Below are 26,532 nucleotides of genomic sequence, written 5' to 3' on the forward strand. Positions count from 1 at the left end.
GTGCGTTCCCCACCCTCGTGGCGTCTCCACCGGTGAGAGGCCTCAGCCCTGCTCGTAGACCGGGGTGATGAGCGCCCGGCCCAGAGCGTGCGAGAACAGGTTGAAGCCCAGGAAGGCCGGGCTCGCGGAGGAGTCCAGGCCCAGGCTGGGCACGTCCACCGCGTGCACCGCGAAGATGTACCGGTGCGGGCCGTGCCCGGCGGGCGGGGCCGCGCCGATGTAACGGTGGCCTCCGGCGTCGTTGCGCAGGGTCACGGCCTGTTCCGGCAGGCCGGAACCGTTGCCGGCGTCGGCCGCCAACTCGGTCACGTCGACGGGGATGTCGCACACGACCCAGTGCCAGAACCCGCTCGCGGTGGGGGCGTCGGGGTCGAAGCAGGTGACGGCGAAGCTCCGCGTCTCCTCGGGGAAGCCGCTCCAGGACAGCTGCGGCGAGACGTCCTGTCCTCCCGCGCCCATGATCCCGCTGACCTGGGCCGTGGGCAGGGTCTTCCCGTCGGCGACGTCGGTGCTGGTGACGGTGAACGAGGCGACCGGGGGCAGGAAGTCGTAAGGGGAGGGTGGCGTGGCCACGACGATGGCCTCCTTGGTTCTCGTGGATGTGCGTACCGGCCCGTGATCGGGCCCGCTACGAACATACGCCCCTGGAAGGGGAGGGGCGCGGAGCACGATGGGAGAGTCCGGCACCGTATCGCCTCACTCCAACGGGCCCAGGAGTCGTCGGGCCCGCAACACCAGCCCCAGTTCGAAGCGTGTGTCCGGTTCGCGGAGTCGGGCTCCGAACAGTTCCTCCAGGCGCCGCATCCGATAGCGCACCGTCTGTGGATGGATGCGCAGACGCTCGGCCGCCTCGTTGGCGTTGAAGCCCGATTCCAGCCAGGCCAGCAGGGTGTCGGCCATCCGGTCCCGCTGTGGTCCCCGCATCCCCCGCAGGGGAGCCAAGAGCCGGCGGGCCATCGCGGCGACCAACGCGGTGTCCCGGGACAACAGCAGTTCGGACAGGTGGTCGTCCCACCGGGAGAGTCCGGAGCCCGGGATCGCGCCCGAGCGCACCAGCTCCGCCAGTTCCCGGGCGCGTGAGAGCGACAGGGACGCCTCGATGATCGGCACCGTCGGTCCCATGACCGCGCCGAAGCCGCGCAGGGACCGTTCCAGGGAGCGCAGCCGGCCGGGCCCCTCCGGGTCGGGTATCAGGGCGCACGGCTCCGCCCGTTCCAGGTCCACCAGCACGTCCGACGGCGGCGCCGGGGCCGAAGGGCCCTCGACGTCCTCGCGGTACAACAGCGCGACGGCCACCCGCTCCGGGACCCGCCACCGTGCGGAGCGGGCCAGGGTCGCCAAGGCGCCCGGGGTCGGGGCCGTCCCGGACTCGCCCAGCAGCACCTCCAGTAGCCGGGAGCGACGGCGGCGCAGCTCCTCCACCCCGGCCTCGCGCACCCGGGCGTACCCTTCCGAGGCCGCCGCCGAGACCTCCTCCTGGAACGCGAAGACCTCGTCTCCCAGGGCGGCCATGCGGTCGGGGGAGACCGCCCCGGAGCCGGCCACCCGCCGCCAGGTGACCGCGGCGGCCACGCGCATCCCGTGGTGCAGGCACTCCAGGGTGCGGCCCCGCCCGGCCTCGTCGGCGCCGAAGGCACGGAAGACGCGGACGAGGGCGTCACGGTTCTCCGGGGTGGGGCCGTGCTCGACCCGGTCCAGGAAGGCGCGCAGGGCCGTGGTGAGCACCCGTCGCGTCTCCTCCAGATGTTCCAGGGGGTGAGGGTGGCCCCTCGCCGTGTACGCGAGTTCGGCCAGCACCTCGTCGACCAGCTCGGAGACCGGTGGGAGCGGCCGTGGGGGCGGCCCCGCGCGGAGGACCTCGGGGGCGGCGGCCTCCTGCCATCGGTACGTCATGTCACCTCCGGCGCGGACGCACGACGGAGTCGAACGGGCACGCCCGCGCGTGCTCTGTGCGCCAGACGGCGACCGTGACCCCGGTCACCTTCCTCCATCCCATCAGAGGCCTTCCCCACGAACAAGACCTCTCTCCGGACCGTTAGGGTGCGATCGAGACGAACCCCCCCCCTTCCGGAAGGCCTTCCCGTGCGACGCTTCCTGCTGTGCTCCCTGCCCCTGGCCCTGGCCCTGACCGCGTGCGGCGAGGCGGAGTCGGACCCCTCGGAGGAGGGGACCTCCGCGGAGGCCGCGGCGCCCGACGACGTCGCCGAGGTGGAGGCGGCCGCGCGAACCGTCGCGGAGGGGTTCGTCGCCTCCCTGAACGCCGAGGACGCCGAGGCGGCCTGCGCCTTCATGGACGTCTCCGCGCAGGAGGCCGTCGCCGCCCTGAGCGAGGGGTCGGATGACTGCGTCGAGGCCTTCCCCGAGTACGCGGCGGGCCTCCCCGACGCCGAGGACGTCGAGATCGAGGAGATCACCACCGAGAGCGAGCTGGACGGCGGCGTCGAGGTCGTGGTCGTCACCCTCGTCCATCCGGACGAGGAGGTCGGCGCCCTGGAGATGCGCGAGTCCGAGGACGGCGAATGGCGGGCCACCCGTCTTCCCGGGCTCTCCCTCGGAGGCGCGTGAGCGGGGGCGATCGGGGCCACGGGCCCGGGTGATCGGACGAACACCGCGCCGGGGCGTTCGGCGGGGCCCGAGACGCTCCGGCTCTGGAAGAGTGGTGACCGGCGGGCACGGAACGACCGGGTGCCCGTGTTCCAACGAGAAGTGAGGTGCGCGATGATCCTCATCGTCGTCAAGTTCCGCGTCAAGCCCGAGGTCGGGGACGGTTTCCTCGACTCGGTCGCCGACTTCACCGCGGCCACCCGGGCCGAGCCCGGCAACCTGTGGTTCGAGTGGTCCCGTAGCGTCGAGCGTGAGAACGAGTTCGTGCTCATCGAGGCGTTCAAGGACGACGCCGCCGAGGCCCACGTGAACAGCGACCACTTCCGGGACGGGCTCGCGGCGATGAAGCCGCTGCTCACCGAGACCCCGCTGATCGTCAGCCGCCTGGTCGAGGGCGAGGGCTGGGACCGGATGGGCGAACTCACCATCGACTAGCCGAGAAGGAGAGCGGGCGTTGAGCACCTATGTGGCGAGCGAGGACCGGTACGAGAGGCTGGAGTACGGGTCCTGTGGGAACAGCGGGCTGAACCTGCCCAGGATCTCCCTGGGCCTGTGGCAGAACTTCGGTGGGGACCGGGACTTCGAGGGGCAGCGGAGGATCCTCCGGCGCGCCTTCGACCTGGGCGTCTTCCACTTCGACCTGGCCAACAACTACGGCCCGCCGCCCGGTTCGGCCGAGGAGAACCTGGGCCGGATCCTGGCCCGGGACCTGAAGCCCTACCGGGACGAACTGGTCATCACGACCAAGGCCGGATGGGTCATGGGTCCGGGCCCGCACCAGCAGGGCGGGTCGCGCAAGTACCTGTTGTCCTCGCTCGACCGCTCCCTGGAGAGGATGGGGCTCGACCACGTCGACATCTTCTACAGCCACCGTCCCGACCCGGACACCCCGCTGGAGGAGACCCTGATGGCCCTCCACCACGCGGTGGTGTCCGGGCGGGCGATGTACGCGGGCATCTCCTCCTACGGGCCCACGCTCAGCCGGCTGGCCGCGGAGATCATGCACGATCTCGGTACGCCCTTGATCGCGCACCAGCCCTCCTACTCGATGCTCAACCGCTGGGTGGAGGACGGGCTGTTGGACGTCGCCTCCGACAAGGGCATGGGCGTGGTGGCGTTCTCCCCGCTGGCCCAGGGTCTGCTCACCGACCGCTACCTGGACGGCACCGTGCCCGCCGACTCCCGGGCCGGGGTGGGGCGTCCCAGTTGGCGGGACAACATGCTCACCGAACCGGTCCTGGAGCGGGCGCGGGCCCTCCACGAGATCGCCTCGCGTCGTGGCCAGACCCTGGCCCAGATGGCGATCGCGTGGGTGCTGCGCGACCAGGGGCCGCGTACGGTCACCACCGCGTTGATCGGCGCCTCCAGCGTGGAGCAGCTCGAACAGAACCTCGTCGCGGTGGAGAACACCGACTTCACCGACGAGGAGCTGCGCGACATCGACCGTTGGGCGGTCGACTCCGACATCAACATCTGGCGGAGGGCGACCGACTTCATGGGGTGATCGTCCCGCGTTCGACGGGCGTCGGTGCTCGCACCGGCGCCCGTTCCTCATGATCCCTAGGGTTCCGGCGGCTCTTCCCGCTTCTCCTCGTCGCCGTTCTCGGTCGGTCCCTCGTCGTCCTTCTCGTCCGGTTCCTCGGAAGGGTATCCGGGCTGTTCCGCCTGGCGTTGGACGATCCGGAAGATCCCCAACACCATGAGGATGATGGCGATGGGGATGGCCAGGGAGAGCAGTACGCCGAACAGGGCCGCTCCTGACATCGATCCCACCTCCTTGTTCGAGCGCGTACCCGTTCGGTCGCGCCCTCACCCGTCCGTCGAACGGTCGTCCCACGCCACGGGCCTGTCCGTTCTGTTCGCGAACCGCCGTGAGGGGCGGGGGATTCCCCGGTAGGGGCGGGAAAGGGAGGCCTTTCCCTCCTGGTGGGAGATGGTTAGGATTCCGTGAACCCCGGTCGCCCTCCGAGGAAGCCGTCCAGGAGTATCCATGACCCTCCCTCCCGGAACCGCGAACGACCTCACCCTCGTCGACCTCCTTCGCCGCAACGCGCGCGAACACCCCGACCTCCCCGCCCTGTCCGGCCCCTCCCGAGACGGTCGGGGGCGGACCACCCTCACCTGGGAACGGGTCCACGCCACCGTCACCTCGCTCGCCGCGGGCCTGATCGATCTCGGGATCCGTCCCGGGGATCGCGCGCTGCTCATGATGGGCAACCGGCCCGAACACTGGCTCGCCGACCTGGCCCTGCTCCACGCCGGGGCGGTCCCCGGCAGCGTCTACTCCACCTCGGCCCCGGAGCAGATCGCCCACATCGCCCGCCACGGGCGGGCACGTCTGGCCGTGGTCGAGAACCCGACGGTCGCCGCCGTATGGGAGCCCCTCCTGAGGGACCCGGCCACGCCGTTGGAGTTCCTCGTCGTGGTCGACGGGCCCGACCTCGAACACGGCCACCTCTCCTACGAGGACCTGGTCGGGACCCCGGGCACTCGGGGAACGGAGGGCCTCCACGAGCCGGGCCCCGACGACCTGGCCACCGTCATCCACACCTCCGGCACCACGGGAGCCCCCAAGGGGGTGGCCATCACCCACCGCGCCGTGCTGGCCCAGGCCATCGCGCTGGACCGGAGCGTGGGCGTTCCCGGCCACCCCGACCACGTCTGCTATCTGCCGCCGGCCCACATCGCCGAACGCGTCCTGGGCCTGTACCTGCCGCTCCTGCGCGCCTCCCACGTGTGGATGTGCCCCGAACTCGCCGACCTGCCCGCGACCCTGGCCCGGGTCCGCCCTCCGCACTTCCTCGGGGTGCCCCGGGTGTGGGAGAAGCTCGCCGTGGCGGTCCGACTGGTGATGGCCGGTCTGTCCGAGGACGAACGGGCCGCCGTCGACGCCGCCCGCCGGATCGCGACCGAGCGACTGGCCCACGTCGAACGCGGCGACACGGTCCCCGAAGAGCTGGAGGAGGGCTACCGGCGGGCCCGGGCCGAGGTCCTCACCCCCCTCCTGGCCGGGCTGGGCCTCGATCGGCTGATCCTGGCCGCCGGCGCCTCGGCGCCCCTGCCCCCCGACCTGGTCCGTTTCTGGGCGGGCCTCGGGGTCGTGATCATGGACGCGTGGGGGCTCACGGAGTCCGTGGGGGTGGCCACCATGAACGTCCCCTCGCCCGGAGGGTTCCGGCTCGGTTCGGTGGGGCGTCCCCTGCCCGGGATCGAGCTCCGTACGGGCGAGGACGGCGAGGTGTTCCTGCGCGGTGACTCGCTCTTCGAGGGCTACCTGCGCGAGGACGGGACGATCGATCCGGCCGTCGACGACGAGGGCTGGTTCGCCACCGGCGACGTCGGTCGTGTGGACGAGGACGGGTTCCTGTGGATCACCGACCGCAAGAAGGAGCTCATCGTCACCTCGGGGGGAAAGAACGTCTCACCGGCGCTGGTGGAGAACGCCCTCAAGGAGCATCCTCTGATCGGCCAGGCCTTCGTGCACGGTGACGGACGTCCCTATCCGGTCGCCCTGTTGGTCCTGGACCCCGAGGTGACCCCGGTGTGGGCGGTGTCGCGCGGGGTGGACCCGGGGCCGGATCCGGCCGGGCACCCGGAGATCGTCGCCGAGGTCGAACGCGCCGTCGAGGCCGCCAACGCCCGACTCAGCCGCCCCGAACGGGTCAAACGCCATCGATTGCTGGCGGGTGAGTGGGGTCCGGGCAGCGGGGAGCTGACCCCCTCCCTCAAGATCCGTCGCCGCGTGGTGGCGGAACGCTACGCCGGGGAGATCGACGCCCTCTACGAGGAGTGAGCACGGCCGCACCGGGAGCACCGTCGGGCCGGTCCGGAAGCAGTATCCTGCCGGAGGAAACCGGTTCCCCGCGCGGTTCCTCCCCAGCTCTCCCGGAGGCGGCATGAGCCTGCACCCCTTCCGCTTCGATTCCCCCGTGTCCGACCAGGTCGTCACGGTCCAGAAGGACTACGACAGCGATACCCCCATGGACACCCACCACCTGAAACCGGGGGAGAACCGTACCTTCGGCCGGGGTGGACGCAACCGCAAGGTCGACATCCTCCTGGCCACCGAGGATCGGGCCGTCTCCCGTCTGGCCGGGGAGATCTCCTCGTACGGCGACCACTGGCGGATCACCAACCTGAGCCCCACCAAGTCCTATCTGGTGGAGAACACCGAACGCCTGGCCGGGTACATCCAGGTGCCGCCGCACACCCAGGGCATGCTGGTGCCCTTCGAGACCTCCCGGGTCCTGGTGCCCGGCGCCCAAGGGGAGCACGGCTTCCTCGTGATGGCCCCGGCCGCCTGTAGCAGCGTCCTGGTGCCCGACGAGACGGCCCCCTTCGGCGAGGCGGACGAGACCTTCGACGAGCGCACCGACCTGCGCAGTTTCCGGATCGACCGACTGCACACCTACTACCGGGTGCTGGTGGCCTTCTGCGAGCCGCGCCTGCGCAACCCCGGGAGCAGGGTCATCCCGACCCAGACCGAGGTCGCCGAACGGCTGGGGCTGTCCAAGGCCGCCGTCAACTCCCACATCGACTACCTGCTCAAGAACAAGTTCCAGGTGGAGCCGGAGGAGGCCAGGCAGGGGCGTGACTGGCGGGCGGACGTGCTCACCGAGAAGGCGCTCCACTACGGTCTGGTGACCGAGCGGGACCTGGCCCGCCTGCCCTGAGACAGGGGGTCGCCCCCTCGCTCAGGCGCCCCGGGGCTTGGACATGGGGCTCAGGTGGCGGGCCGCGCCCGCCCGGACCCGTTCGGTGACCTCGTCCAGGAGGGGCGAGCGCAGGTTCCATCGCTGCCAGAACAGTCGGACCAGCACCGGGTGATCCGGGGCGATGGCCAGCAGGCGCCCGTTCTCCAGGTCCTCGGCGCACTGGAGTTCGGGCACGGCGCCCCACCCCAGCCCCAGTAGGACCGCCCGGGCGAAGCCCTCGGAGGAGGGGACGTGGTGTCGGGGGCCGGACGATCCCCGGCCGGTGAGGTCGCGCAGGAACCGGTCCTGAAGGTCGTCCTTGCGGTCGAAGTCGACCACGGGGACGTCGACGAGGTCCTCCGGTCCGTGGATCCCGTGGCGTTCCGCGAAGTCGGGGGCGCACACCGCCTGGTAGCGCATCACCCCCAGCCCCTCCACGGAACATCCCTGGACCGCGTCGGGGGTGGAGGTGACCGCGGCCATCACCCGCCCCGAGCGGAGCAGACCCGTGGTGTGCTCCTCGTCCTCGCGGTGGATCTCGAACACCGCGCCCAGGTCGGCGGGGAGGGCGGCCAGCGCCTCCAGGAACCAGCTGGCGAGGCTGTCGGCGTTGACCGCGAGCGGCACCTGGTGACGGTGTTCGTCCTCGCCGAGCCGTAGTTCGGAGAGGACCTCCTGATCCAGCAGCAGGACCTGCCGGGCGTAGCGCAGCACGGCATCGCCGGCCTCGGTGGGCTCCACCGGGTTGGTCCGCTGGACCAGGACCCGGCCCGCGCGCTGCTCCATGGCCCGGACCCGTTGGGAGACCGCCGAGGCGGTCACGTGCAGACGTCGCGCCGCGGCCTCGAAGGTGCCCTCGTCGACCAGGGTGGTCAGGGTGTGCAGGTGGTCGAACTGGAACGGCATCCTAAGCCTTTCTCAGGGGTTCTAAGAAAGTTTAGCTTTACTGCATGGGGTGGTTGCGGAAGGCTGAGGAGGGTGAACGAAACACTGCTTCCCGCGCTTCTGGGGACGGGGACCGGACTCGCCCTCATCGTCGCCATCGGCGCCCAGAACGCCTACCTGCTCCGCCTCGGTATCGACGGGACGCCCCGCACGGTGCTGACCGTGGTCCTGATCTGCGCGCTCTCCGACGCCGTGCTCATCCTCGCCGGGGTGGTGGGCATCGGAGGGCTGATCAGGGCCATGCCCGAGGCCCTGACGGTCATCCGTTTCCTCGGCGCGGGCTTCCTCGTCGTGTACGGGCTGATGGCGGCCCGCCGCGCCCTGCGCCCGGGGCCCGGCCAGGCTCTGGTACCGACGGGGGAGGAGGAGCCGGAACGCCTCGGCGGCGGCTCGGAGGGCGGCACGGGCACCACCACGATCGTCCGTGGGGCCGGCACCCGGACCTCCACCACCCTGGGCGCCGCGGTGCTGACCACCCTCGCCCTGACCTGGCTCAACCCGCACGTCTACCTGGACACGGTGGTCTTCCTGGGGTCGGTCGCCAACCAGCAGGTCGGAGAGGCCCGCTGGTGGTGGGCGGGCGGCGCCGTGACCGGCAGCCTCGTCTGGTTCTTCGCGCTGGGCTTCGGCGCCCGTCTGTTGCGGCCGGTCTTCGCGCGCCCCGCCGCCTGGCGGGTGCTGGACGGCCTGATCGCGGTCGTCATGATCGCCTTGGGGGCGAGTCTGGCGTTCGGGGCCTGAGCCCCGCCTCAGGGGCGGCGGGCCTCGGCCAGGGCGCGCAGGACCTCGGAACAGCCCTGGTCGACGGTCAGGGTCGCGAGGTCGTCGCAGCGGGTCTCCCCGCGGTTGAGGATCACCACCGGTCGGCCCAGTTCGATGGCGCGCTTGACGAACCTGCGGCCGGAGAAGACGGTCAGCGACGATCCCACGACCAGCAGGGCCCGCGCCGCCTCGACCATCGCGTAGGCCTCCAGGACCCGGGGCTTGGGGACGTTCTCCCCGAAGTACACGATGTCGGGCTTGAGCATCCCGCCGCAGTCGGCGCAGTCGGCCACCCGGAAGTGCTCGGTCCGGGCGAGGACGGCGTCCGCGTCCGGGGCGATCTCCACGTCGTCCACCTCGTCGGCGAACCCCGGGTTGAGCTCCTCCAGGCGTTCGGCCAACGCCGCTCGGTCGCTCACCGTCCGGCAGTCCAGGCAGACGACCCGGTCGTGGCGGCCGTGCAGGTCGATGACCGGGCTGCTGCCCGCCGCCTCGTGCAGGGTGTCCACGTTCTGGGTGATGATCCCGCCCACGGCCCCGGCCCGTTGGAGCTCGGCCAGGGCGAGATGGCCGTCGTTGGGTCGGGTACGTGTCATATGCCGCAGCCCGATGTGGTTGCGGGCCCAGTAGTGCCGTCGGAACGCCGCGTCGCCGACGAACTCCTGGTAGGTCATGGGTCTGCGCGGCGGGGAGCCGGGCCCTCGGTAGTCGGGGATCCCCGAGTCGGTCGAGATCCCCGCGCCGGTCAGCACGGTCGTGGGGCCCGCCCCGAGGACCTCGACGATCCGGGCCGCGGCCTCGACCGCTCCGAGCGCCTCACGTGTCTCGGTCACGGTTCGAGGATAGGCGGTCGCCGACACGCCCCCTTCCTTGTTTCTCCTTGCCTTGGTGGCCGGCCGATCATCGACCTCCGCAGGCGCGGCGGCAGACAACGTCCAGGTGGTCTCCGGGATGGGGCTGGTGGCCCTGCGCCGGACGATGCCGTCCCTGTACGTCTTCGCGTTCTGTTACGGAGCGCTGGTGTGCGCGGCCTTCCCCCTGGCCGGGCTCGGCGGCCCGGTCCTGGTGTGGGCGGGCTACGCGGTGGCCGTCACCGGCCTGGCCCTCGGTCAGACGGTCGCCCTCTGGCGGGCGACCTCCGGGAGGGGGTGAGACGGAGGGGTCAGCCTCGGCAGACCGCTTCCGTGCTCCGTCCTCCATCGCCCTGGCGCAGGCAGTCGACCAGGCAGCGGGCGGTGGCCAGGAGACGATCCCGGTCGTGCGCGCCCTCCCCCGGGGAGGGCGCCGAGCGCAGCGCCTCGTGGGCCGCGGCGAGCGCCCCGGCCAGGGCGATACGCGCCAGTGTCCGGTGTCGGTCGTTCATCGGGATCCCCGACCTTCCCTCGCGTGCGGTGGCTCCGGCCCCTCGGTGAGGAACCCTGGGCCGAAAGATACCCCATGGGGGTATGTGATGGCCAGGGTGGCACCGAGGGAACGGAACGGCGGACCCGGTCTCGCCTCGGGTCCGCCGCCCGGCTCAGGCGGTGTTCACGACCCTGAACACCTCGGCCAGGGAGCCCTCGGGAAGGCCCGCCCCGGCCGCGTTGGCACCCATCCACTCGCGCAGCATGGGTTCGAGTTCGGCGATGTCGGAGATCTGGCTCTCGTGCGCGGCCAGCGCGGCCACCTTCCGCTCGAAGACCTCCGTGATGTCCGTGTGGTGCCCGGGGCCGCCGATGACCCACACCTCGGAGACGGTCCACGGGGCCAGCCCCTCCTCGGCGAGCAGCTCCCGGTGCGCGTGCGGGTTGCGCGCGTCCGGGAAGACCGCGTTCATCGCGGCCTCGCCGGTGGCCATGTGGTCGGGGTGGCTGGCGGCGACGCTGTCCCAGTCGCGCTCCGGGGAGGGGATGATCACGCGCTGGGGGCGGACCTGGCGGATCACCCGGGAGATGTCGCGGCGCAGGTCCAACGTGGCCTCCACGCGACCGTCCGGATACCCGAGGAAGCGTACGTCCTTCACCCCCACCTCGGCGGCGGCCCGTCTCTGCTCCTCACGCCGCATGGCCCCGATCTCCGCGCTGTCCAGGGTCAGCTCGTCCCCGCCGGCCTCGCCGTCGGTGACCATCAGGTACACCACCTCGGTACCGGCGTCGGTCCACAGGGCGACCGTGCCGGCGCAGGAGAAGTCGGCGTCGTCGGGGTGGGCCATGACCACCAGGGCGCGTTCGGGTGTGTCGGTCAAGGCGGGCTCCTTCCATCATGGGAGGACCCGCGGGACCGGGTCCATACCCACATTACGGACCCCGGCTCCCTTCGCGCCTCCGGTTTTCCGTCACGTCGGGGACGGGCCCTGCCGGCTCAGGGTTTGCGGGCCACGGCGGCGTACATGTCGGTGTCCGGGGCGGTGCCGAGGTCCAGGGGGTCGGGGCGCCACGAGGGGCAGGGGACCACACCGGGATCGAGCAGGTCCAGCCCCTCGAAGTAGGAGGCGAACCCCTCTCGCGTGTGGCCCCGGTAGGCCAGGGCGGCCTCCTTGTTCCACTCGTCCAGGGCCTCCATCGCGCTCCCCCGCTCGGGCAGGACCGCGTCGGCCACCATCAGCAGACTCCCGGAGGGCAGGGCGTCCATGTAGGCATGGACGATCTCGCGCGCCTCCTCCAACGTGGGCACATGTCCCAGGGTTCCGATGATCGACACCCCGATCGGCCGGTCGAGCCCGAGGAGCGCCTCGACCTCGGCCAGGATCCGTCCGGTGTCGCGGAGGTCGGCGTCGACGAACTCGGTGGCCCCCTCGGGGGTTCCGTCCAGCAGGGCGCGGGCGTGGGCGAGCACCATGGGGTCGTTGTCGACGTAGACCACCCGGGATTCGGGCGCGGAGGCCTGCGCGATCTCGTGGGTGTTCTGCTGGGTGGGCAGCCCCGTGCCGATGTCCAGGAACCGGCGCACGCCCTCCTCCCGGACCAGATGGGTGACGGCCCGGCCGAGGAAGGCCCGACCGGCGCGCGCGTCGACGGCGATCTTGGGGTGGATGGCCAGGATCTGGTCGCCGAGCGCGCGATCGACCGGATAGTTGTCCTTGCCGCCGAGCCAGTGGTTCCACACCCGCGCCGAGTGCGGGGCGGTGACGTCGACGCCTTCGGGGACTGTGGAGGTGTGGTCCATGGGGATCCGTTCCGGAACGAGGGGGAGGCCAGTCTGGCGTGGATCCGCCTCGCGCGAAAGCCCCGAAGGTCCCGGTGTCCCGGGGGAGAGGCCCCGGGACACCGGCGAGGGATCAGCCCAACCGGACGATCAGGTCGCCGCCCTCGACGCGACGGACCCCGTCGATCGCCACCCGGGCGATCACACCGTCGCGGGGCGCGGTGATCGAGGCCTCCATCTTCATCGCCTCGATGGTGGCGACGGTGTCGCCCGCGCCGACCACGTCGCCCTCGGACACCACCGGCGTGACCACCCCGGCGAAGGGCGCCGCCACCTGCGAGGGATCGTCACGGTCGGCCTTCTCCGCCTCGCTCACGTTGGAGGTCAGCGACCGGTCCCGGATGTGCAGCGGACGCAGCTGGTCGTTGAGCGTGGTCATCACGGTGCGCATGCCGCGCTCGTCCGGCTCGCTCACCGCCTGGAGCCCGATGAGCAGACGCACGCCCGGCTCCAGGTCGACGACGTGCTCCTCGCCCTCCTGGAGCCCGTAGAAGAAGTCCCGGCTGTCGAGCACGCTGGTGTCGCCGTAGGACGCGCGGTGCGCCTCGAACTCCCTGGTCGGGCCCGCGAACAGCAGTCGGTTCAGGGTCGACCGGGGCTCCTCGACCAGACCGGCGCGGTCGGTCTCGCTCAGCTCCGCCGTCTCCCTGGGTCCGCCGCGTCCGCGCAGCGCCTTGGTCCGGAACGGTTCGGGCCACTCGCCCGGGGGGACCCCCAGCTCGCCGTGGAGGAAGCCCACCACCGAGTCGGGGACGTCGAACCGGTCCGGGGCCTCCTCGAACTTCTCCGGGGACACCCCAGCCCCCACCAGGTGCAGGGCCAGGTCCCCCACCACCTTGGAGGAGGGCGTCACCTTCACCAGGCGGCCCAGCATGCGGTCGGCCGCCGCGTACATCGCCTCGATCTCCTCGAAACGGTCGCCCAACCCCAACGCGATCGCCTGGGTGCGCAGGTTGGAGAGCTGGCCGCCGGGGATCTCGTGGTGGTAGACCCGCCCGGTGGGCGAGGCCAGGCCCGCCTCGAAGGGCGCGTAGACGCGGCGGACCGCCTCCCAGTACGGTTCGAGCTCGTTGACCGCGTCCAGGGACAGCCCGGTCGGGGTCTCGGAGTGGTCGAAGGCGGCCACGATCGCCGACAGGGACGGCTGCGACGTGGTGCCCGACATCGACGCCACCGCCCCGTCCACCGCGTCCGCGCCCGCCTGGACCGCCGAGAGGTAGGTGGCGAGCTGACCGCCCGCGGTGTCGTGGGTGTGCACGTGGACGGGCAGGTCGAACTCCTGCCGCAACGCCGTGACCAGGCGTCGGGCCGCCGGGGCGCGCAACAGACCGGCCATGTCCTTGATCGCGAGCACGTGCGCGCCCGCGTCCACGATCCGCTCGGCCAGCCTCAGGTAGTAGTCGAGGGTGTACAGCCGCTCGGAGGGGTCGGACAGGTCGGCCGTGTAGCACAGGGCGACCTCGGCGACCCCGGTGCCGGTCTCCCGCACCGCGTCGATGGCGGGCCGCATCTGGTCGACGTCGTTGAGGGCGTCGAAGATCCGGAACACGTCCACACCGGTCGCCGCGGCCTGGCGGACGAAGGCGTCGGTCACCTCGGTGGGGTAGGGCGTGTAGCCGACCGTGTTACGGCCGCGCAGCAGCATCTGGAGACAGATGTTGGGCACCGCCTCGCGCAGCGCCGCCAGCCGGTCCCACGGGTCCTCGGCGAGGAAGCGCAGCGCCACGTCGTAGGTGGCCCCGCCCCAGCACTCCAGGGAGAGCAGTTCGGGCAGGGTGTGGGCGACGGCGGGGGCGGCGGCGAGCAGGTCGCGGGTCCGGACCCGGGTGGCGAGCAGGGACTGGTGGGCGTCGCGGAAGGTGGTGTCGGTGACCCCCAGGGTGGGGGACTCGCGCAGGTGACGGGCGAACCCCTCCGGCCCCAGCTCGTCCAGGAGCTGCTTGGAACCGGCGGGCGGTGTGCCCTGGGGGACGTCGGGGAGCTTGGTGGCGGGGTCGATCAACGAGGGGCGCGGGCCGTGCGGCTCGTTCACCGTCACGTCGGCCAGGTAGGTGAGCAGTCGGGTGCCCCGGTCCGCGGAGGGGCGGGCCGTGAGCAGGTGGGGGCGTTCCTCGATGAAGGAGGTGGTGGCCCGGCCGGCCCGGAAGTCCTCGTCCTCCAGTACCGCCTGGAGGAAGGGGATGTTGGTGGAGATGCCCCGGATGCGGAACTCGGCCACGGCGCGACGGGCCCGCCGGACCGCGGTGTCGAAGTCGCGGCCTCGACAGGTGAGCTTGACCAGGAGGGAGTCGAAGTAGGCGCTGACCTCCGAACCGGCCGCGGCGGTCCCGCCGTCCAGCCGGATGCCCGAGCCGCCGGGGGAGCGGTAGGCGCTGATCGTCCCGGTGTCGGGACGGAAGCCGTCGGCGGGGTCCTCGGTGGTGATCCGGCACTGGAGGGCGGCGCCGTGCACGACGATGTCCTCCTGGGACAGACCCAGGTCGGCCAGGCTCTCCCCGGCGGCGATCCGGATCTGGGCCTGCACGAGGTCGACGTCGGTGACCTCCTCGGTGACGGTGTGCTCCACCTGGATGCGGGGGTTCATCTCGATGAACACGTGCCGGCCGTCCCGGCCGACCAGGAACTCCACCGTGCCGGCGTTGCGGTAGCCGATCTCCTCGGCCAGGCGCACCGCGTCCCGGCACATGCGTTCGCGGAGTTCGGGGTCCAGCCCGGGGGCCGGGGCCAGCTCCACGACCTTCTGGTGGCGCCGCTGGACCGAACAGTCCCGTTCGTACAGGTGGATGACCTCGCCCCGACCGTCGGCGAGGATCTGCACCTCGATGTGGCGGGGGTCGACCACGGCCCGCTCCAGGAAGACCGTCGGGTCGCCGAAGGCCGTCTCCGCCTCGCGCATGGCGGCCTCGATCGACGCCCGCAGGGTTCCGGGGGAGTCGACCCGGCGCATGCCGCGGCCGCCGCCTCCGGCCACGGCCTTGACGAAGAGGGGGAAACCGATCTCGGAGGAGGCGGCCACCAGGGCGTCGAGGTCGGTGGAGGGGTCGGAGGAGTCCAGGACCGGGATCCCGGCTCTCCGGGCCGCGGCGATGGCCCCGGTCTTGTCGCCGGTCAGTTCCAGGACCTCGGCGGGCGGCCCGACGAAGGTGATGCCCGCCTCCGCGCACGCCCGGGCCAGCCCCGGGTTCTCGGAGAGGAAGCCGTAACCGGGGTAGACGGCGTCGGCCCCGGACTCCACGGCGGCGCGCACGATCTCCTCGGCCGAGAGGTAGGCGCGGACCGGATGCCCCGGCTCCCCGATCTGATAGGCCTCGTCGGCCTTGAGCCGGTGGAGGGAGTTGCGGTCCTCGTGGGGGAAGACCGCGACGGTCCTGGCCCCCAGTTCGTGACCCGCGCGCAGGGCACGGATCGCGATCTCGCCGCGGTTGGCCACCAGTACCTTCTGGAACATGCCGGATGCCTCCTGAACTCGTGCGGTGCCGCCGGTTCGTCGGTCGTACGGCACCGTCGTCCACTTGTCGCACGCTCGACCAGGGTCATCGGAACCCTAACGATCCGGAACCCACCTATTTCCCCTTGGGGTGGGCTTAAGGCGGGTTCTTTTCAGGAAATACGAAGAGGCATTTCCGATTATGGAAAGAAAAAGGTTTGTTCTCTTGGGTTTTCCGCTGAGAAGCGCCCGGAACGCCGTGCGGGCGGCCCGCCCGCACGGCGTCGAACGTCCTACCGGTTGATGGGCGGCCCCGGGGCCCAGGAGAACCCGCGGTCGTAGAGGTAGCGCAGCTCGGGGTCGGACTCGATGACCAGGTCCAGCCCCTCGCCCACGAGGTGGATACGCCCGTCGTCCAGGGCCGTCCAGGTGAGGACGAAGGTCTCCTCGGCCTCCTGTGCCAGAGGACGGTCGCCCTCCAGGGCCGGGTTCAGGGAGACCTCGATCTCATCGTCGCCGATGTGCCGATACCGACCCTCGTGAAGGACACCGTTGGCCAGGCGGAGGGTCATCGAGCGGGTCTCCTCCCGCAGGACGTACCGGCCGAAGGCGACCTCTCGCCAGCGCCCGTCCTCCACGAGCAGCGCGGCGGGTTCGGCGGTGTCCTCGACCACCCGGTGGACGCCGGACAGCGGGGTCTCCTCGCTCCGGGGGGCCATCTCCTGGAACACGAGGAGCGGGCTCAGCGCGATCAGCACCGCGAGCGAGGAGAAGATCCACCGGGTGACGGCGTGCACCCTCGGCCACGGAACGGGGCGGGGGATCGAGGCCGGAGGCGTCGCGCGGCCCAGGACGAAGGCGTACAGGCGCGGCAGGTCCGGCAGCAGGATGAGCGCGCAGGCGATGAGCAGGAAGAGGGCGAGCTGTTTGACCGGGACGTCGTAGAGGAGGTTCAGCAGCAGAACGGCGCCCATGGCGAAGCTCCCGAGCAGACCGCCCAGCCAGGAGGTGCGCCGCCAGATGAGCAGGACCCCCGCCAGGACCTCGACCAGCCCGGAGAGGAACTGGAAGACGGGCGCGTAGGCGACGAAGGACCACAGGAGACCCATGGGGCTCTTCTCACCGAAGGCGTAGAGCGCCGCGCTGTAGTCGAGGCCGCCCATCTGCATCAGGGTCAGCTTGCTCCACCCGTAGATCATCAGATAGCCGAAGACCACGACCCTGAGCAGGCCGTGCCCCCACCACAGGAGCGTCTTCGGGATCGATACGGGGGTGGGCGCGACGGGCGGTGTGGAGGCCTCGGAGTTCGCGGGTTCGGCCGCGGCGACGGGGGCGTCCGTCCCGGGGTCCTCCGGTCCGTGGGTGTGGGTCGACACGGATCCTCTTCTGGTCGGATTCGGGGGATGGGCGGGTGACGCCGCCCGCACCGTTCGACGTTACCGACGGGTTCGCGGTTCCCGACGCCCCTGACCGGAACCGGCCCTACTCCGGTGGGCGGGGTTCGGCGCGCTCCACGATGACGACGGTGCCCTCGGTGCCGTCGATCCGCAGCAGGTCGCCGGTGTGGATCGCCTCGGTGGCGTCGCGCACGCAGATCACCGCCGGGATGCCGTACTCGCGGGCGACGGTGGGGCCGTGCGCGATCGGCGATCCGGTGTCGCTCACCAGGCCGGCGGCGGTCATGAACAGCGGGGTCCAACCGGGGTCGGTGGTCGGTGCCACGAGGATCTCCCCGGGCTCCACCCGCGCGCCCATGGGGTCCACCACGACCCGGGCCCGGCCCTCGGCCCGCCCCGGAGAGGCCGGGGCCCCGGCCAGCCCTCCGGCCTCCACCGGTGGGGGCGGCAGGGTGGCGACCACGTCGGTGCCGTCGGTCAACAGGGCGCCGGGAACACTCTTCCTGCGCAGTTCACGCAGGTGGAAGCGGCGACGTTCGGCCACCAGCGCACGACGGTCGAGACCCTCGGCGACGGTCGCCCGTGCCTCGTCGACCTCCAGGAAGAAGAGGTCGTCGGCGCGCTCCAACAACCCTCGTGAGGCCAGATCCTCCCCGGCCAGGAGGAGCTGTCGACGCATCTCGGCGAAGGGCACCAGCCAGGCGAACTTGGCGTACTCCCGCATGCCGCCCAGCTCGCGGGAGCGGCGCATGAGGAAGGCGGCGATCCGGCCGCGCACCGGGCGGAGCCGTTCCGCGCGCGCGGAGAGCCTCGTGAGTTCGGCCTCGGCCGCGGCCGCCGCCCGCTGGAAGCGCAGGTCCGGGGCCTGGTCCGGGTCGGTCGAACGCAGATAGTTGGCGATCGTGGCGAAGACGGGCGCGGGATCCTCCCGCCACCGGGGCACCCCGATGTCCACCTCGGCGGCGGTCCGATGCCCGTAGGCGTCGAGGAAACCCTCCAGGCCGATGTCGGGCAGTTCTCCGGCCGCGTAGCGGGCGGCGAGCTCCTCCGGAGGCGTCCGGGAGAACAGGTCGCCGTGCCCCCGGGCCCGCAGGGTGACCCGCCACAGCTCCAGGTCCATCTCCGTGGTCACGTTGTGGGGCAGGCCGCCCAGGACGGTGTCGGTCTCCTTCTTCGAGGCGATACCGGAGAGCAGGGCGGCCGGGATCGTATTGGCCAGGATCCCGGCGAACACCGGACCGATCGTCTCCATGAGCTCGTCGCCGAGCATTCGGGAGAAGGCCTCGCCCAGGATCCAGTCCAGCCGTTCCCGAGCGTCGGCCCCGGGACCGGGACCCCGCATCGTGCGCAGGCGGGCGACCGCGGCGTGGGCGCGGGCCCGGGCATCGGTGGGCCGGAGTAGAGAACGCCCGACCCCGACCAGGGCGGCGGGGATCAGGGTGCGGGCCAGGGAGGTCACGGTCCGCCCCGAGAACGGCGAGCCGGGGCGGGGGGAGAAGCGCGGGTCGTCCAGCAGGTGTTCCACCGCCCGACGGATGTGCGGACCGTACACCTCGAGGCCCGCCGGCACCCTCGCGTGCAGCCACCGGTTGCGCAGGAACGGTGTGAGGTCGATGTAGAGCCGGCGCCCGATGTCGACCATCAGGGAGGAGGAGCTCCGAGGGGCGTCGCCCATCCCTTCGATCGACCACCAGCGGACCCACACCTCTTGGAGCAGGGTCAGCCCCATGGGGGTGAAGGGGCGCAGCATGCCCTGCATGTGCCCCACCTCCATGTACAGGCGGGGCGGGTCGGGCGGGTCCTGGGGCGGGACGGGGAAGAGCGTGGTGATGGGGCGGGACTGGAGCAGCCACAGGTCCCCCTCGCGGTCGTAGGCCCATTCGGCGTCCTGGGGCGCGTCGAAGTGCTCCTGGAGTCGGCGTCCGGCCGCGGCCAGTTCGGTGACCTGGGCCCCGGTGAGGCAACCTTCGACGTCGCCGACCGGGCGTCCGTCCTCGGCGGCGTAGTGGTCCGGTTCGGTCGAGCCGTCGACGACCCCGGTGCCCAGGCCGCGGACCGCGTCCACCACGGTCCGGGTCCGGGTTCCGGTGAGCGGGTCGGCGGTGAACATGACGCCGGCCGTGGCGGCGTCCACCATCTTCTGGACCACGACCGCCATGCGCACGTCGGCCCGGTCGATGCCGTTGGCCCTGCGGTAGGAGACGGCGCGCTCGTTGTCGAGGGAGTCCCGACAGCGTCGGACGGCGTCCACGACGGCGTCATCGCCCTCGACGTTCAGGTAGGTGTCCTGCTGTCCGGCGAAGCTGGCGTCGGGCAGGTCCTCGGCGGTGGCGCTGGAGCGCACCGCGACCGGGCCGCGTCCCATCCGGCCGTAGGCCCGGACGATCTCCTCGGCGGGCACCTCTTCGGTGTCGAAGGCCGCGGTGGTGACGCAGAACCCCGGTGGGACCCGTTCACCGGCCGCGATCATCTCCCCCAGATTCGCGGCCTTGCCCCCGACCAGTGTCCCCATGTCCCGACGCACGTCGGCGAGGTCGATGACGGTGACGGCTTCCCTGTCCATCGGAGGGCCCTTCCACGAGGTACCGGTCGTCGCGGGCGGCTCCGTGGCGTGGCTCGGCCGGGGCGCGTCCATGGAGGAGTCTTCCCAGAAGAACGCCCGCGCTCACCCATGGTTAGTCTGGGGTCATGCCGTCACGCGAGGAGATCACCCGTCACCACGAGGCCCCGTCCGATGACGACGTCTGGGTGCGGGGACGCCCCGATCCCGAGCCGATCCACGTGGTCGACCACGACCCCGAGTGGGCCGTATGGTTCTTCCAGGTGGCCGCGCTGGTCCGTTCCGCGCTCGGCGATCGGGTGAAGGACATCGAACACGTCGGTTCGACCGCGGTCCTCGGGCTGCCGGCCAAACCGATCATCGACGTCGACCTCACCGTCGACGACCCCGCCGACGAGGACTCCTACGTGCCCGACCTGGAGGCGCGCGGTTTCGTCCTCACGGTGCGCGAACCGCTCTGGCACGAGCACCGCCTGCTCACGCTGGCCTCTCCGGCCGCCAACCTGCACGTGTTCGGCCCGGACTGCCCCGAACTCGTCCGGCACCGCATGTTCCGCGACCACCTCGCCTCCCACCCCGAGGACCTGGCCCTCTATCGGGACGCCAAGCTCGCGGCGGCCGCGGCCACCACGGAGGAGGGCGGGATCGTCATGGACTACAACCGGCGCAAGGAGCCCGTGATCCGGCGGATCTACGACCGGATCTTCGCCGAGCACGGGCTCCTCTGACACTCGGGAACGGGAGGCGGACTCAGCGCCTTCTCACGGCGGCGCGGGGCAGGACCACCACGGGGACGGTCGCCCCGCGCAGGACCCCCTGGCTCACCGAGCCCAACAGCAACCCCCGCACGCTGCCGCGTCCCCGAGAGCCCACCACGATCATGTCCGCGCTCTCCCCGGCCTCGATCAGCGCGGTGGCCGGGTCCGCGTCGACCCGTGAGACGGCCACCCCCACGCCCTCGGTCTCCTCGTCCTGGATTCGGGCGAGCATGTCGGCGACCATCTCCTGCGACCACCGGTCCACGAGGTCTTCCGGCGGGGTCCACCCGCCCTGGGGCAGTTCCGCCGGGTCGAAGGGCAGCGTCACCAGCCGGCTGTGCACCACGACCACCGAACCGTTCGCCACCCGGGCGGCCTCCCGCAGCGCGAACCCCAGGGCGTTCCTCGAATCCTCGGAGCCGTCCACCCCCACCACGATCCGGCGCGGGGGAGTGGCCACCGAGCCCTCTCCGTGCGGGACCACGACCACGGGGCAGACCGCCCTGGCGGCCAGACGGACGCTCACCGAGGATTCCAGGGCGGAGCGGGCCGCGCCCAGGCCTCGGGATCCCGTCACCAGCAGATCGTCCGGCGAGATCCGGTTCAGCAGGGCCTTGGCGGGGTCCTCCGACGCCAGGACGGTCTCCACGGCAAGCTCCGGGTGGAGTTCGTGGACGTGCGCCTCGGAGCGGTCCAGTACCCGTCGGCCCTGGTCGGAGATCTCCTCCGTCGGGGGGAAGCGCGTGGGGCCCGCGTAGACCGACATCACCAGAGGCATGTCCAGGGCATGGACCACCCGGAGGGGGAGTCCTCGACGCTCGGCCTCGGCGGCGGCCCATCCCAGGGCCCGCTCACCGGTCGCGGAGCCGTCCACCCCCACCGTCACCCTCGGCGCGACCTTCTCGTTCTCACCCATCGGTCCCCCTCACCATGGGCGGTCCGACGCGCGCCCCGCGCGATCCGGGTCTCCGCCCTCCTTCGCAGGTGGTCGTACCCGGAACACCCCGGTCCGTTCACCCGCGCGCGGGTGAACGGACGGTCATGGGCCTCCCTCGGAGTTCAGGCCTCGGCGGGGCGAGCGGCGGTCGCCCGTAGGAACCCTCCGGTCTGCCCCAGGACCAGCCCCGAACAGGCCACGGCGTAGGCGCCCCAGAGCCAGGCCAGACCACCGGCGGCGGCGACCGGAAAGACGCCGAGGGCGAGGGCGCCGAAGCAGAGCGCGAACGTGTACAGGGTGGGCGTCGTCCGCTTCACGGCGAGCAGACCCATACCCGGCATGACCTGGGCGGCGTCGGCCAGGACGACCAGGAGCAGCAGCGGCAGCAGGGCGATCACCATGGCCTGCACCCGAGGGTCGGGGGAGAAGACGCCCAGGAGGGGGCGGGCCACGAGGAGGACCAGCAGTCCGCTCGCCGCCACGACGGGCAGGGCGACGGCCACGCCCGCCAGGAGGGCACGGCGCACCTCTCCGTGGCCCCGCTCCGGGGCCTCCTTGGCGGCCCGGGCCATGAAGGGGACGGTCGCCTGGCCGACGGCGGTGGCGGGCAGGAAGACGAAGGTCACCAGGGTCACCATGATCTGGTGCGCGGCGGCCTCGACCACGCCGACGGTGGCGGCGGCCATCGCCGTCAGGCCCAGGACCCCGAACTTGATGAGCATGGTGGAGCCCATCGGCAGTCCGACCCGGGCGATCCGCCACACGGCCCCCCACCCGGGGGAGGTCACGCGGATCCGGCGTCCGGCCAGGACGGTACGGCGGCGCAGCAGCAGGTGGGCGGTGACCATGGCCGCAGCCGCGTTGCCGCACATGGCGACGCCGGCCCCGGTCATGCCGAGGGCGGGCAGGGGGCCCGGCCCCAGGACCAGGAGCGGGATGAGCACGACCGACAGACCGGTGTTGACCAGGCCGACCCACATCGCCTCCCGGGAGTGTCCCAGGGCGATCAGCAGGGTGGTGGCGCAGGTCTGGAGGGAGGTGGCCATCAGCGCGAGGGCCATGAGGGCGGGAAAGAGGCCGAAGGCGGCGACCGTCGCCTCGGGTACGCCGATGAGGCCGGCCAGGAACGGAACCCCGGCGACGAGCACGCCTCCCAGGGCACCGACGCACAGGGCCAGCCACAGGGAATGGCGGAAGACGCCTTCGAGGGCCTCGGGGTCGTCGCCGTTCTCGGCGACGAAGGGCATGGAGCCGCGTAACGCCCCCTGGATCACCATGACGGCGGGGTTGGACACGGCGACGGTCATCGCGTAGGCGGCCAGGGAGGCGGTTCCCGCGTGGCCGAGGACCGCCGCGGTGACCAGGGTCCCGATGACCCCGGCGACCATCGACAGATAGAGGGGAAAGGTCTTTCCGGAGATCTCCCGTGCCGTTTCCGAGAAAGGCGGAGAATTCCTCCGGTTATCGGATGAGGAAGCGGGGGGAGGGGAACTCTTTTCGAATTCGGGGGGCATATCGCCATTCGATCGACGGGAACGTTCGAATGTCAAATCGCGCTTTCCCCTCCGAGGAGAGCGATATTCGCCCCTCCGCCCGCGAACCCTCGGTCAGCGGATGCTCTCGCCGTACACGTGCTCGACCGTCATCGCCATCAGCACCCTGCGCTCGGACACCATCACCTCCCGGTACTCGTCCCAGTCCGGGTGCTCCCCGGCGGCGCGGCGGTAATAGTCCACCAGGGCCTCGACCTCGGGGCCGCGCGGGTCCGTGCCAGGCCCGGTGAGGGCCACGGGACCCTCGGCCGTCGCCCACGCCAGGCCGTCGGGGGCGGTGGTCTCCAGGGCGGCCCAGGGGTCGCGGCGCAGGTTCACCGTCTTGGCCCGCCCCTCGGTCATCGACACGTACAGGGTCTCGGTGTCCCGGTCGTAGAAGGGCATGACCGGGGACAGTTGTGGGCGTCCGTCGGACTTGATCGTGGCCAGGACGCCGAGTCGGCTCTCGGCGAGCAGGGCGCGCGGGTCGAACGGTGTTCCGGGGCTCCCCATCGGTGCTCCTTCGTCGCGGACGGGTTCCTCGCCCCATCATCGCCCCTCCCGGCGAGGAGGTCTTCGGGGCTCGCCGCGCCGGCCGTCGTCGTGAGAGCGACCCGGCCGGCCCGAAGGGGGCGGATCAGGTCTCCGCGGCCTCGTTCGCGGCCTCGGCGTGTTCGGCGTGCAGGCGTCGGCTGCTGACCAGGTGTTCCCTGGCCAGGTGGGCGACCAGGTCCTCGTCGCGGTGCGCGATGGCCTCGAAGAGACGCGCGTGCTGGCGCGCGACCCGCGACAGATCGTCGTGCCGGCCCAGCAGCCACCGCATACGACTGCGCAGCAGGTGCTCCACCTCGCCCAGCAGGCGGTTGCCCGCCAGGTCGGTGACGATCTCGTGGAAGTCGGCGGCGGCCCGGCGCGCGGCCGTGGTGTCTCCGCGCTCGGCGGCCTCCTGTTCGATCTCCAGCGCGTTCTGGAGTCGGGCCAGCCCCGTTCTGGTGTGCCGTTGCGCGGCGAGGCGGAAGGTGAGCACCTCGAAGGCCTCGCGCACCTCGTTCAGGTCGGCGATGTCGCTCGGGGTGAACTCGCGGACCACGGCCCACGTGCGTGGGCGCAGGGTGACCAGACCCTCGGCCACCAGCGTCTTCAGGGCGTCCCGGACGGGGACACGGCTGACGCCCAGCTCGCCGGCGAGGTCGCGTTCGACCAGCCTGCTGCCGGGGGCGCGTACGCCGTCGAGAATCTCGTCGCGGAGGTGGTCGGCCACTCGGGCCGCCTCGGATCCGCGATCGGAAGGCCTGTCCACAACCTCCATCCTCCCACCGCCACCCGGAGTCGGTACAAATTCGGTAGACCATCGCCCGTGTCGTGGCCGGAGGCGGGAGGCGTTCGGCATCCTACGGTGTGTCGCTCGCATGGCAGGGCGAGAGTTCGACTCCCAGGCCCGGGACGGTGGATGGTATACCATTTATCGTAGAGTGAGAGTATGAGCACATCACCCGAGGCACAGCCGATCGACGCCACCGACCTGGAACGTCTGCGCCGCTGCGTGGACCTGGCCCGCGAGGCCCTGGAGGACGGGGACGAACCCTTCGGATCACTGCTCGTCGACGCCGACGGAGCGGTGCGTTTCGAGGACCGCAACCGCGTCTCCGGGGGTGACGCCACCCGGCACCCCGAATTCGAGATCGCCCGCTGGGCCGCCGAGAACATGACCCCCGAGGAGCGCGAGAGCGCCACCGTCTACACCTCGGGCGAACACTGCCCGATGTGCAGCGCCGCCCACGCCTGGGTGGGTCTGGGCCGCATCGTCTACGCCACCAGCGGCGCACAGCTCGGTGAGTGGATGACCGAATGGGGGGTCGCCCCCGGGCCGGTCGCCCCCCTGCCGATCACCCGGGTGGCCCCCGGGATCCCGGTCTCCGGCCCCGCTCCCGAGCTGGCCGACGAGGTCAAGGAACTCCAGCGTCGCGTCGTGCTGCGCCGAGACGACGCGTAGGACGCGGAGCCCCCACCGCACCGTCACCTCACGGGCGCGCCGGTCGCGTGGACCGGCGCGCCCGCCCCTCCGACCACTCAGGACCTCACCATGACGACCCATCGCGACCACACCGACACCACCACGACCGACGGCTCGGAACCCGCGGCGACGCTCACCACGCCGGGGTTCGTCGACGCGCACATCCACCCCGACAAGACGACCTGGGGATCGACGTGGCTGAGCCGTGAACCCGTCTCCTCCCTGAGCGACCTCATCGCCGCCGACCTGGCCGCCCAACTCTCCGCCGACGAGGACGTGGAGACACGTGCCTTCCGGATCCTCGACCGGGCGGTGCGCAACGGCACCATGGCGATGCGCGCCCACGTCGACGTCTCCTCCGAGCTGGGTCTGCGCAACGTCCACGGGGTGCGCGCCGCCGCCGAACGGCTCAAGGGCGTGCTCGACGTACAGATCGTCGCGTTCCCGCAGTTCGGCATGCTCACCAACCCCGGCACGCTCGACCTGATGGAACAGGCCCTGGGCGAGGGCGCCGACCACGTCGGCGGGATCGACCCGGTGGGTCTGGAGGGGGACCTCGAGGGACACCTGGGCGCGATCTTCTCCCTGGCGGAGAAGCACGGCCGCGACCTCGACATCCACCTGCACGACCGGGGGCCCGACGCGCTCGCGCAGATCCGCGAGATCGCCCGTCGGACGCTCGCCGCCGGTATGCGGGGCCGCGTGACCATCGCGCACGGGTTCGCCGTGTGCGACACGGAGGAGCCGGACCTTCCCGCCACCCTCGACGCCATGGCCGAGGCGGGCGTGTGGCTGGCCACCTGTGCCCTCGGCGACTCGCCCGTCCCCACCCTCGACCTGATGGAGCGCCACGGCGTGCGGGTCGCGCTCGGCTCCGACGGCATCCGCGACTCCTGGTCGCCCTTCGGCACGGGCAGCATGGTCGACCGCGCCCACCTGCTCGGATACCGGACCGGAGCCCGTACCGACGCCGAGCTCGAACGCTGCCTGCGGCTGGCCACCACCTCCGGCGCCGAGCTCGTCGGCGCCGAGGCGGTGCTCGGCTACGAGGGGCCCGGCTCGCCGGACCGGGTCGAGTTCGCCGTCCCCGACGCGGCCCGCCTCGTCGTCGAGCGCCCCGCGCCCCTGCGCGTGGTCCGCGGCGGACGGACGATCTGAGAGGCACCGTGAGAGGGCGGGGGCGGTGTCGCACCGGCCCCGCCCGCCCGTCCTCACCTCGCGGAAGGCGTTCCGCGACCCGGAATCACCCGTGATCCGGGCACCGGTACAGTGCCTTGCATGGGCAACGGTCTCCGCGCGAAGCGCCTGGGCACCCTCGCGGTGCTCCTGGGCATGTTCGTGCTGATGTCGTTGGCGTGCAGTTTCGCCACCGCGCCCACCGACGGCCCGGCCAGGGCCGCCGTCCCGGTGACCGCCCAGGTCGCCGCCGACGAGGGCGGCACCGACCTCGCGGCCTCCGCGACCACGGAGGACCGGACCTCGCACCCCTGCGGGCCCCCACAGATCCAGTCCTCGATCTCCTGGAACCTGCCGCTCCTGCCCTTCCCGGCGCTCGCGCTGTTCGACCTCTTCGAGGCGCCCCACGAGACCTCCTCGCCGAGGACCGGCGCCGGCGAACCCTCGCTCCACCGCGCGGACGGTCTGTTGACCTTCCTGTGCGTCCAAAGGGTGTAGATCACGTCGCGCGCGGAGCCCCCGGCTCCCCGCGCTCCACAGGCG

Annotated in this window: 26 protein-coding genes; 11 read left to right on the plus strand and 15 right to left on the minus strand. The window is 71.9% G+C overall.

All coding sequences use genetic code 11. The features are described 5' to 3' along the window. Nucleotides 1-42: 42 nt before the first annotated feature. Together TR33_RS20945 and TR33_RS20950 are read right to left on the minus strand one after the other, a co-directional pair. Entirely contained in the window at nt 43-573 is a 531-nt protein-coding gene (locus TR33_RS20945) for a YbhB/YbcL family Raf kinase inhibitor-like protein (protein WP_014908728.1), read from the minus strand. Nucleotides 574-696: 123 nt separating this feature from the next. Beyond that, nucleotides 697-1,893, minus strand: a complete 1,197-nt coding sequence (locus TR33_RS20950; protein ID WP_042284867.1) for a PucR family transcriptional regulator — start codon at nt 1,891-1,893, stop codon at nt 697-699. A gap of 189 nt (nt 1,894-2,082) precedes the next feature. Here TR33_RS20950 and TR33_RS20955 point away from each other — a divergent pair, with 189 nt between their 5' ends. The 3 genes from TR33_RS20955 (at nt 2,083) to TR33_RS20965 (ending at nt 4,108) form a co-directional block, all read left to right on the plus strand. Continuing rightward, a complete protein-coding gene (locus TR33_RS20955) occupies nt 2,083-2,565 on the plus strand; it encodes a hypothetical protein (RefSeq protein WP_042284869.1) in 483 nt (160 codons plus the stop codon). A 153-nt stretch (nt 2,566-2,718) separates the two neighbouring features. After that, on the plus strand, nt 2,719-3,039 hold the full coding sequence (locus TR33_RS20960; RefSeq protein WP_014909527.1) for a putative quinol monooxygenase: 321 nt from the start codon (nt 2,719-2,721) through the stop codon (nt 3,037-3,039). 19 nt (nt 3,040-3,058) lie between these two features. After that, the gene (locus TR33_RS20965; protein WP_042284872.1) at nt 3,059-4,108 is read left to right on the plus strand and encodes an aldo/keto reductase; all 1,050 of its coding nucleotides are present in this window, start codon (nt 3,059-3,061) and stop codon (nt 4,106-4,108) included. A 56-nt stretch (nt 4,109-4,164) separates the two neighbouring features. Here TR33_RS20965 and TR33_RS20970 read toward each other — a convergent pair whose 3' ends face one another. Then, nucleotides 4,165-4,368 carry a hypothetical protein gene (locus tag TR33_RS20970; protein WP_042284874.1) on the minus strand — a complete coding sequence of 68 codons (204 nt, stop codon included), beginning with the start codon at nt 4,366-4,368 and terminating at the stop codon, nt 4,165-4,167. Nucleotides 4,369-4,594: 226 nt separating this feature from the next. On the opposite strand from TR33_RS20970, the gene TR33_RS20975 reads away from it, so the two are divergent. Further along, nucleotides 4,595-6,397 carry an AMP-dependent synthetase/ligase gene (locus TR33_RS20975; RefSeq protein WP_042284877.1) on the plus strand — a complete coding sequence of 601 codons (1,803 nt, stop codon included), beginning with the start codon at nt 4,595-4,597 and terminating at the stop codon, nt 6,395-6,397. A gap of 103 nt (nt 6,398-6,500) precedes the next feature. After that, on the plus strand, nt 6,501-7,277 hold the full coding sequence (locus TR33_RS20980; protein ID WP_014910856.1) for a winged helix-turn-helix domain-containing protein: 777 nt from the start codon (nt 6,501-6,503) through the stop codon (nt 7,275-7,277). 21 nt (nt 7,278-7,298) lie between these two features. Here TR33_RS20980 and TR33_RS20985 read toward each other — a convergent pair whose 3' ends face one another. Next, nucleotides 7,299-8,204 (minus strand): LysR family transcriptional regulator ArgP, encoded by a 906-nt coding sequence (locus TR33_RS20985; RefSeq protein WP_042284880.1) that lies wholly within the window; start codon nt 8,202-8,204, stop codon nt 7,299-7,301. 72 nt (nt 8,205-8,276) lie between these two features. On the opposite strand from TR33_RS20985, the gene TR33_RS20990 reads away from it, so the two are divergent. After that, a complete protein-coding gene (locus TR33_RS20990) occupies nt 8,277-8,984 on the plus strand; it encodes a LysE/ArgO family amino acid transporter (RefSeq protein ID WP_042284881.1) in 708 nt (235 codons plus the stop codon). 8 nt (nt 8,985-8,992) lie between these two features. Here TR33_RS20990 and TR33_RS20995 read toward each other — a convergent pair whose 3' ends face one another. After that, complete coding sequence (locus TR33_RS20995) at nt 8,993-9,838, minus strand: NAD-dependent protein deacetylase (RefSeq protein ID WP_042284981.1); 846 nt, start codon at nt 9,836-9,838, stop codon at nt 8,993-8,995. A 55-nt stretch (nt 9,839-9,893) separates the two neighbouring features. Between TR33_RS20995 and TR33_RS21000 the strand changes: the two genes are divergently transcribed. Next, nucleotides 9,894-10,157: a hypothetical protein gene (locus TR33_RS21000; protein WP_234305909.1), complete on the plus strand. Its 264-nt coding sequence runs from the start codon at nt 9,894-9,896 to the stop codon at nt 10,155-10,157. Between the two features lie 10 nt (nt 10,158-10,167). On the opposite strand, the gene TR33_RS21005 is transcribed toward TR33_RS21000, so the two are convergent. The 6 genes from TR33_RS21005 to TR33_RS21030 all read right to left on the minus strand — a co-directional run bounded on the left by TR33_RS21005 (nt 10,168) and on the right by TR33_RS21030 (nt 19,575). Beyond that, on the minus strand, nt 10,168-10,368 hold the full coding sequence (locus tag TR33_RS21005; RefSeq protein WP_017533852.1) for a hypothetical protein: 201 nt from the start codon (nt 10,366-10,368) through the stop codon (nt 10,168-10,170). A 153-nt stretch (nt 10,369-10,521) separates the two neighbouring features. Next, nucleotides 10,522-11,229: a PIG-L deacetylase family protein gene (locus TR33_RS21010; RefSeq protein WP_042284885.1), complete on the minus strand. Its 708-nt coding sequence runs from the start codon at nt 11,227-11,229 to the stop codon at nt 10,522-10,524. 116 nt (nt 11,230-11,345) lie between these two features. After that, entirely contained in the window at nt 11,346-12,149 is an 804-nt protein-coding gene (locus TR33_RS21015) for an SAM-dependent methyltransferase (protein ID WP_014909501.1), read from the minus strand. A 112-nt stretch (nt 12,150-12,261) separates the two neighbouring features. Further along, a complete protein-coding gene (locus TR33_RS21020) occupies nt 12,262-15,636 on the minus strand; it encodes a pyruvate carboxylase (RefSeq protein WP_017533854.1) in 3,375 nt (1,124 codons plus the stop codon). A gap of 272 nt (nt 15,637-15,908) precedes the next feature. Continuing rightward, nucleotides 15,909-16,991, minus strand: coding sequence for a hypothetical protein (locus tag TR33_RS21025; protein WP_014913585.1), 1,083 nt, complete (start codon nt 16,989-16,991; stop codon nt 15,909-15,911). Between the two features lie 106 nt (nt 16,992-17,097). Next, nucleotides 17,098-19,575 (minus strand): PEP/pyruvate-binding domain-containing protein, encoded by a 2,478-nt coding sequence (locus tag TR33_RS21030; protein ID WP_014910798.1) that lies wholly within the window; start codon nt 19,573-19,575, stop codon nt 17,098-17,100. A gap of 125 nt (nt 19,576-19,700) precedes the next feature. Here TR33_RS21030 and TR33_RS21035 point away from each other — a divergent pair, with 125 nt between their 5' ends. Further along, complete coding sequence (locus tag TR33_RS21035) at nt 19,701-20,300, plus strand: GrpB family protein (protein WP_014911266.1); 600 nt, start codon at nt 19,701-19,703, stop codon at nt 20,298-20,300. 22 nt (nt 20,301-20,322) lie between these two features. On the opposite strand, the gene TR33_RS21040 is transcribed toward TR33_RS21035, so the two are convergent. The 4 genes from TR33_RS21040 to TR33_RS21055 all read right to left on the minus strand — a co-directional run bounded on the left by TR33_RS21040 (nt 20,323) and on the right by TR33_RS21055 (nt 24,099). Further along, nucleotides 20,323-21,246 carry a universal stress protein gene (locus TR33_RS21040; RefSeq protein WP_014912344.1) on the minus strand — a complete coding sequence of 308 codons (924 nt, stop codon included), beginning with the start codon at nt 21,244-21,246 and terminating at the stop codon, nt 20,323-20,325. 143 nt (nt 21,247-21,389) lie between these two features. Continuing rightward, nucleotides 21,390-22,781 (minus strand): MATE family efflux transporter, encoded by a 1,392-nt coding sequence (locus TR33_RS21045; protein WP_042284887.1) that lies wholly within the window; start codon nt 22,779-22,781, stop codon nt 21,390-21,392. 93 nt (nt 22,782-22,874) lie between these two features. Next, nucleotides 22,875-23,312 carry a PPOX class F420-dependent oxidoreductase gene (locus tag TR33_RS21050; RefSeq protein WP_014908183.1) on the minus strand — a complete coding sequence of 146 codons (438 nt, stop codon included), beginning with the start codon at nt 23,310-23,312 and terminating at the stop codon, nt 22,875-22,877. Nucleotides 23,313-23,436: 124 nt separating this feature from the next. Beyond that, nucleotides 23,437-24,099, minus strand: coding sequence for a GntR family transcriptional regulator (locus TR33_RS21055; RefSeq protein ID WP_014910510.1), 663 nt, complete (start codon nt 24,097-24,099; stop codon nt 23,437-23,439). Nucleotides 24,100-24,279: 180 nt separating this feature from the next. Here TR33_RS21055 and TR33_RS21060 point away from each other — a divergent pair, with 180 nt between their 5' ends. From TR33_RS21060 to TR33_RS21070, 3 genes are all read left to right on the plus strand, one after another. Continuing rightward, nucleotides 24,280-24,792, plus strand: coding sequence for a nucleoside deaminase (locus tag TR33_RS21060; RefSeq protein ID WP_014912416.1), 513 nt, complete (start codon nt 24,280-24,282; stop codon nt 24,790-24,792). A 90-nt stretch (nt 24,793-24,882) separates the two neighbouring features. Then, nucleotides 24,883-25,971, plus strand: coding sequence for an amidohydrolase family protein (locus tag TR33_RS21065; protein WP_014910271.1), 1,089 nt, complete (start codon nt 24,883-24,885; stop codon nt 25,969-25,971). Between the two features lie 120 nt (nt 25,972-26,091). Continuing rightward, nucleotides 26,092-26,487: a chalcone isomerase family protein gene (locus tag TR33_RS21070; protein WP_042284889.1), complete on the plus strand. Its 396-nt coding sequence runs from the start codon at nt 26,092-26,094 to the stop codon at nt 26,485-26,487. Nucleotides 26,488-26,532 lie beyond the last annotated feature (45 nt).

This window comes from Nocardiopsis alba (assembly GCF_000710955.1).
Classification (GTDB): Bacteria; Actinomycetota; Actinomycetes; order Streptosporangiales; family Streptosporangiaceae; genus Nocardiopsis; species Nocardiopsis alba.